General features: G+C 66.3%; 5 protein-coding genes. All 5 read right to left on the bottom strand.

Features of this window, described 5'->3' with window-relative positions; translation table 11 throughout:
* On the bottom strand, positions 1-678 hold a 678-nt coding region (locus tag B9S58_RS16455), incomplete at its 3' end, for a DUF2637 domain-containing protein (RefSeq protein ID WP_146063519.1).
* Positions 679-1,035: 357 nt separating this feature from the next.
* On the bottom strand, positions 1,036-2,073 hold the full coding sequence (locus B9S58_RS16450; RefSeq protein WP_258044636.1) for a ParB/RepB/Spo0J family partition protein: 1,038 nt from the start codon (positions 2,071-2,073) through the stop codon (positions 1,036-1,038).
* Positions 2,070-3,314: a ParA family protein gene (locus B9S58_RS16445; RefSeq protein ID WP_103532854.1), complete on the bottom strand. Its 1,245-nt coding sequence runs from the start codon at positions 3,312-3,314 to the stop codon at positions 2,070-2,072. Before B9S58_RS16445 ends, B9S58_RS16450 begins: the two co-directional genes overlap by 4 nt.
* Before the next feature lie 438 nt (positions 3,315-3,752).
* A complete protein-coding gene (locus B9S58_RS16440; protein WP_103532853.1) occupies positions 3,753-4,289 on the bottom strand; it encodes a GNAT family N-acetyltransferase in 537 nt (178 codons plus the stop codon).
* A 336-nt stretch (positions 4,290-4,625) separates the two neighbouring features.
* Positions 4,626-5,294, bottom strand: a 669-nt coding sequence (locus B9S58_RS16435; RefSeq protein WP_107494946.1) for an ISAs1 family transposase, incomplete at its 5' end; no start/stop codon positions are given.

The following is a 5,294-nucleotide window of genomic DNA, read 5'->3' as shown; positions in this document are numbered from 1 at the left end:
TTCGATTCCGGCGGCGGCGAGCCCGGCCGGGGCGGTCTCGGCGAGCGGTACGCCGTACTTCGCCAGCCGCAGCGGCATCATCGACTCGACCGGGGCCTTGCGCCGCCAGCTGCGGCCGAAGCGGGCCTGGAGGCGGGCCTGGTAGATCAGCCGGTCCTGTTCGAGCTTGATGACCTGTTCGTAGCTGCGCAGCTCCCACAGCTTCATCCGCCGCCACAGCTTGAACGTGGGGACGGGGGAGAGCAGCCAGCGGGTGAGGCGGACGCCTTCCATGTGCTTGTCGGCGGTGATGTCCGCGATCCGGCCGACCGCGTGCCGGGCGGCCTCGACGGAGACGACGAACAGTACCGGGATCACCGCGTGCATCGCGGTGCCCAGCGGGTCGGGCCAGGAGGCGGCGCCGTTGAACGCGATGGTCGCGGCGGTCAGCAGCCATGCCGTCTGGCGCAGCAGCGGGAACGGGATCCGCATCCAGGTGAGCAGGAGGTCCAGGGCGAGCAGGACGCAGATGCCCGCGTCGATGCCGATGGGGAAGACCAGGGAGAACCTCCCGAAGCCCTTCTCCTCCGCGAGCTCGCGCACGGCGGCGTAGGAACCCGCGAAACCGATCGCGGCGATGAGCACCGCACCGGCGATGACGACCCCGATGAGTATGCGGTGCGTGCGTGTCAGCTGCATCGCTGTCCTCGTTGTGTCCCTGCTTTCACCAGGCGGCCCTTCCGTAGTTGCAGTCGGAGTGACCCAGGCACCACTCCGAGGTGTCTGGACCGCGCCATACGTCTACGGCGGGCAGTTCTATTACGCCGTAATAGTCCTGCGTCCTGAGGTTGTGGACTTCCCCGTGGTGTCTTGCTGCCCTCCTCGCGGCGGCTGGTGCCGGTTGGGCTCTTCCTCGGCCGGCCCGGTTGGAGTTCTGCGGGGCAGAACTCCAACCGATTCCACGCGCCGGATCATCGGGTGATGTGGGGGCCCGGTGCAGTGGTGTCTGACTTTTCAGCGAACTGAGCTTCTGCTCGTCGCTTGCGGGTTCGTACTTCATCGAAGTTGAGTGAGCCCTCGCGCGATCTGCTGCACGACGTCCGGCGGGCACCGTTTCAGGATGGCTGCGATCACGGAATCCGGATCCGTCCACACAACCTCGGACGGGGCAGGCGCAGCGTCGTTCGCCGGCTGCTCGTCGTTGCTCTCCCAAGCTTCTGGTGCCGAGCCGGGAGTGCGCCTCGCAACGTGCGGGGTTGCTTCTTGGTCGCCGCCGGAGGCGGGCTTCATTACGCCGTAATAATCCTGGGCCGGGGGAGAGGGCGCCGGAATGACGGAGGGCTGCGGGGGAGTGGGCTTCGCTTTCCCGGTCGAGACGCTCTCCTGCTTCTTCTCCTTGAGGCGCTTCAGGTGGTCCGCCTGGTCTTCCGGCTTCTTCTTCCCTACTCGGCGCAGCAGGGCAGCGGATTCCTCGCCGGACTGCAGTTTCTCTTTGAGCTCCGGGGTCAGGCCGAGAAGCGCGAGGCGCTGCGACACCCACCCTTGCGATCGGTGCAGGCGGGCGGCGAGGGCCTCTTGTGTTCCGTGGACCGTGAGGAGCTGCTGGAGAACCTTCGCTTCGTCGAGAGGGTCGAGGTCCTGGCGGTGGACGTTCGCGACGAGTGCCGATTCCAGTATCTCGTCGGGGTTGCTTCCGAGGTCGTCGTCGAGCATCACCTTGATCTCAGTGAGTCCGGCTTCGCGGGCGGCAGAGAGGCGAGAGTTGCCATCGATGACGACGTACGTGGTGCCCTCCTCCAAGTCGTCCTTGCGGTCGGGGTTGCCTTCCAGGTAGGCGAACCGGCCCATGATGCTGATGGCGGTCTTCTGGCCGTGGTCGCGGAGGCTGGCCGCCAGGGCGCTCAGGTCACCCAGTTCAGACCGGGGGTTGTCCGGGTTGAGGCTGATCGAGGCAAGGGGGAGTTTGAGGGGCGGGGGTGCACCCTCGGTCGGAGCGACGGCGGTTGCGTCGATCGCTGCCCGGCGGGCGCTGATGCCTCCTCGTGCCTGGCCGAAGGATGTGCCGGTACCGAGCAGCTTGGCCTTGTTGGTCACGAGATCTCCCGGGCGAGGGCGCGCATGCCGACGGACTGGTCGCAGCGAGGGGAGTAGGCGAGGAGAGGCTGCTTCATTCGGACGGCCTCCTTCTGTTCCTTGAGGTCGCCGATGACGCCGACGACGCGCGGATCCTTTATGTCCATCCATGACTGCAGAGAGGAGGTGGCGATGTATCCGCGTCGGGCGTCGTAGTGGTTGACGACGATGCCGAGGTACTCCAGCTCGAGGTGCATGTCGCCACGGAGGTCTTCGATCTGGGAGGTGAGGAGGTCGTAGGCGTCGGCGGAGCTGTCTTCGGCCTGGACGATGATGAGGATGCCGGAGTTACCAGGCGTTTCGCCGGTGCGGCGGCGCCCGTAGTAGGCCGCGGCGTCCATGCTCAGCCCCAGGCTGGGCGGACAGTCGATGATGACTGCGTCGTAGTCGTCCTCGACAGCTGCCAGGGCACGTTCCAGCGCGGCCTCGCGGGCCCGGACCCCGGAGAGTTTCACGTCGAGGAGGAAGGCGTCGGTGCAGGCGGGAAGGAGGTGCAGCCGGTCGCCGAAGCGAGGGTCCTCGATGGTGACGATGAGGTCGGCGATGTTCCCCTTCGCTTCGCCGGCCATGTGCTTGGTGAGGCTGTCACCGTCTATGGGTAGCGGCATATGACCGAGCTGCTTCGTGAGGTGACACTGTGGATCGAAGTCGACGAGGAGCACGCGGAGTCCGAGACCCGGCAGGTCCTCGTAGTCGAGCGGCGAGACCGGCTGCTCGGCCGTGCCGGGCAGGGCCGCGGCGAAGTGCTTGGAGATCCGCACAGGGTGGAGCTGCTCGCTGTCTTCCGCGAGTGCTTCGCCGGTGCCCGCGGCGATCGCCGTCTTGCCGACGCCGCCTTTCTGGTTGCACGCGACGATCCGCTTCGGGTGCTCGGGACGAACGATCGCGGGTGCCGGGTTGGTCTCCAACCACACCTGCACGGACTGGGTAAGACCTTGGATGAGGGAGACGCCGCGGGCGGTGCAGTCGGTGCGGAACGCGTCCCACTGGCCCGGGGGGAGGAACGTGGCGAAGGCCCTGGCGCCCGTGGTGTCTGCGGCGGGGAGGTTGGATCCGAGTTTGCGCCACGCCTCGATGCCGGCTTCGACAGCGTGCTGGATGTCCGTGCCGTGCTGAGCGGCCCGGACCTTCAGATCCTGTTGCAGCGTGGGGGGCAGCTTGGAGACGACCTTCTCGCGGTCGCCGGAGTCCGATGAAGTCATGGGCGTACCTTACTAACACCAAAGATCCATTCCAGCACCGGCACGTTAGTTTTTACGATGACGGGCAGCCAGGACCGCATTATTACGCGGTAATAGAGGGCTCGACCTGCTGCTCGCGCGACAGCTCCGGCAGCAGAAACGGCTGTGCGCCCCGCTGGCGGCCTCCGGCCGGGATGGATGGCCGGAGACACCACCCACCCCGAGATCGGCCGCCTGAGCCACCCTTGAGGCTGTCCGATTTTCCCGAACAGGGCCATATTTCCGCTTAGCCCGATACGGTTGTGCTGTGTGTCCTTTGACAGTGAAGTTAGCCGTTCCGTTCTCGTTGACCTGCGGCGACTGGATTGGTTGGCACACGATCAGGTGAGGCGGGTTGGTACGTAGCCGAGACCCGACGCTGATGGGTGAACCCTGGTCGCCGTACTGGGTGACCCTCCGTCACATAGGGAGCGAGGGCAGCCGTACTGGCCCTGAGGGCCAGCGGGCATCGCCGTGCAGGGGCGTCACCATAGTCCGCAGCGGCATGGTCACCAGGCGGCCTTCGGGTTGTTCGACGAGTACGTCGTTGTCGAGCGGATGCCATCCGAGGCGCTTGTAGAGCGACACGAGGGGAGGCCGGCAGAACAGGAGTGCGTGCTGAGGACCCATCGTGCGGGAGTGCTCCAGGGCAGCTGTGAGGACGAGCCGAGCCAGGCCATGGCCTTGCATGCTGGGTGCGACGGCCACCCCGCCGACGCCCACTACCTCTGTCGCGGCGCCGCTGATCGCGACAGGCAGTCGCAGCAGGCCAGCGTGTGCCACGAGCCGGTCTTCGTGTCTGATGCCGAAGTGCTCTTCTTTCGGCAGCCAGGTCAGACCGGTCGAGGCGACACCGAAGGGATCATCGCTGTTGCCAAGGATCTCTTCCTGGTCCGCCTTGGTGTACTGGGGGAGCCGCATCACGGTCGGTGCCACAGAGGATCGGTTCTCAGACATTGCCACATGATGATCTCTCCGCCGAGCACTGGCCAAGCGATTCTCCGCCGACATTGCAGGGCTCGCATTGGTCCGGTGCGATGTCCTGGCCTGGGGCGACTGGGTTGGATGTCAAACGATCAGTCCTGGTCTGCCGCCTCCGCGAGGTGGTATCAGTCCTGGGTGATCGCCCAGGACTGATAGTTCCGGAAGATCCGGGAGAGACCGTCCGGCTGCTCTCGTACGGTGAAGAATTCCCCGATGAGCCGGTAGAGCGTAGTCACCTCGGCAACGTTGGTCCGCGCGGAGAGCGGGTGGGTCCAGTCTCCAGGGGTGAGGTGCAGGGCTGGTGCGTTCTCAGCTTTCAAGATCGAGTAGTTGGAGGGCGTGGTCGGCTCGTGACTGGTAGTGGTCGGTGGCGGCGGCGGTGTTCGTCCAGCCGGCCTGGCGGATGAGGCCGATGGCGAGATTGCGGAGGGTGGCCATCGCGCGGGGTGCGGTGCCGGTGCGGACGTGGGAAGCGTCCTCGGCGAAGGTCACGTCTCTCACATGGTGCAGGGCTTCGACCTGCCAGTGTCCGCGGATGAGTTCGGCGATTCGGTCCGCGGCGGCTTGTTCGGGAGCGAGGCTGGTGACCGCGTAGATCGTCGTGATGGTCGTCTTGCCGGTGGTGCGGTTGGTTCGGCGGCGCTTGACCTTGATGGCCTGCACGGCGTGCGGGAAAGGGAGTCCGGGCTGGACGGTGCAGACCTTGAGGCGCCGGATCTCGCGTCGGCCGTGGCCCTGTTCGCGGGTGCGGTGCTGGAGCGGGACCTCGCGCCAGGGCAGGCGCCGCAGCTGTCGGCGGAGGTTCTTCTGGTTGCCCTTGACGACCAGGATGTAGTGCCCGCCCCGCGTGATGACGTGTTCGGCGTGGCCGGTCCGGGTGTGCATCGCATCGGCGGTGATGACGTATCTGCGCAGGTCGAGCCCTTCCAGCAGCAGGGCGAAGGCGGGGATCTCGTTGCTCTTGGCGGCGATCTGCCG

The organism is Streptomyces sp. SM11, assembly GCF_002910905.1.
GTDB lineage: Bacteria > Actinomycetota > Actinomycetes > Streptomycetales > Streptomycetaceae > Streptomyces.
Note: the sequence above shows the minus strand (reverse complement) of the source record. Positions and strands in the feature narration are given on the sequence as shown.

Excerpts from the sequence above, each read along its gene's own strand:
- B9S58_RS16445 (WP_103532854.1), bottom strand. The coding sequence starts at position 3,314 with ATGACTTCATCGGACTCCGGCGACCGCGAGAAGGTCGTCTCCAAGCTG.
- B9S58_RS16440 (WP_103532853.1), bottom strand. The coding sequence starts at position 4,289 with ATGTCTGAGAACCGATCCTCTGTGGCACCGACCGTGATGCGGCTCCCC.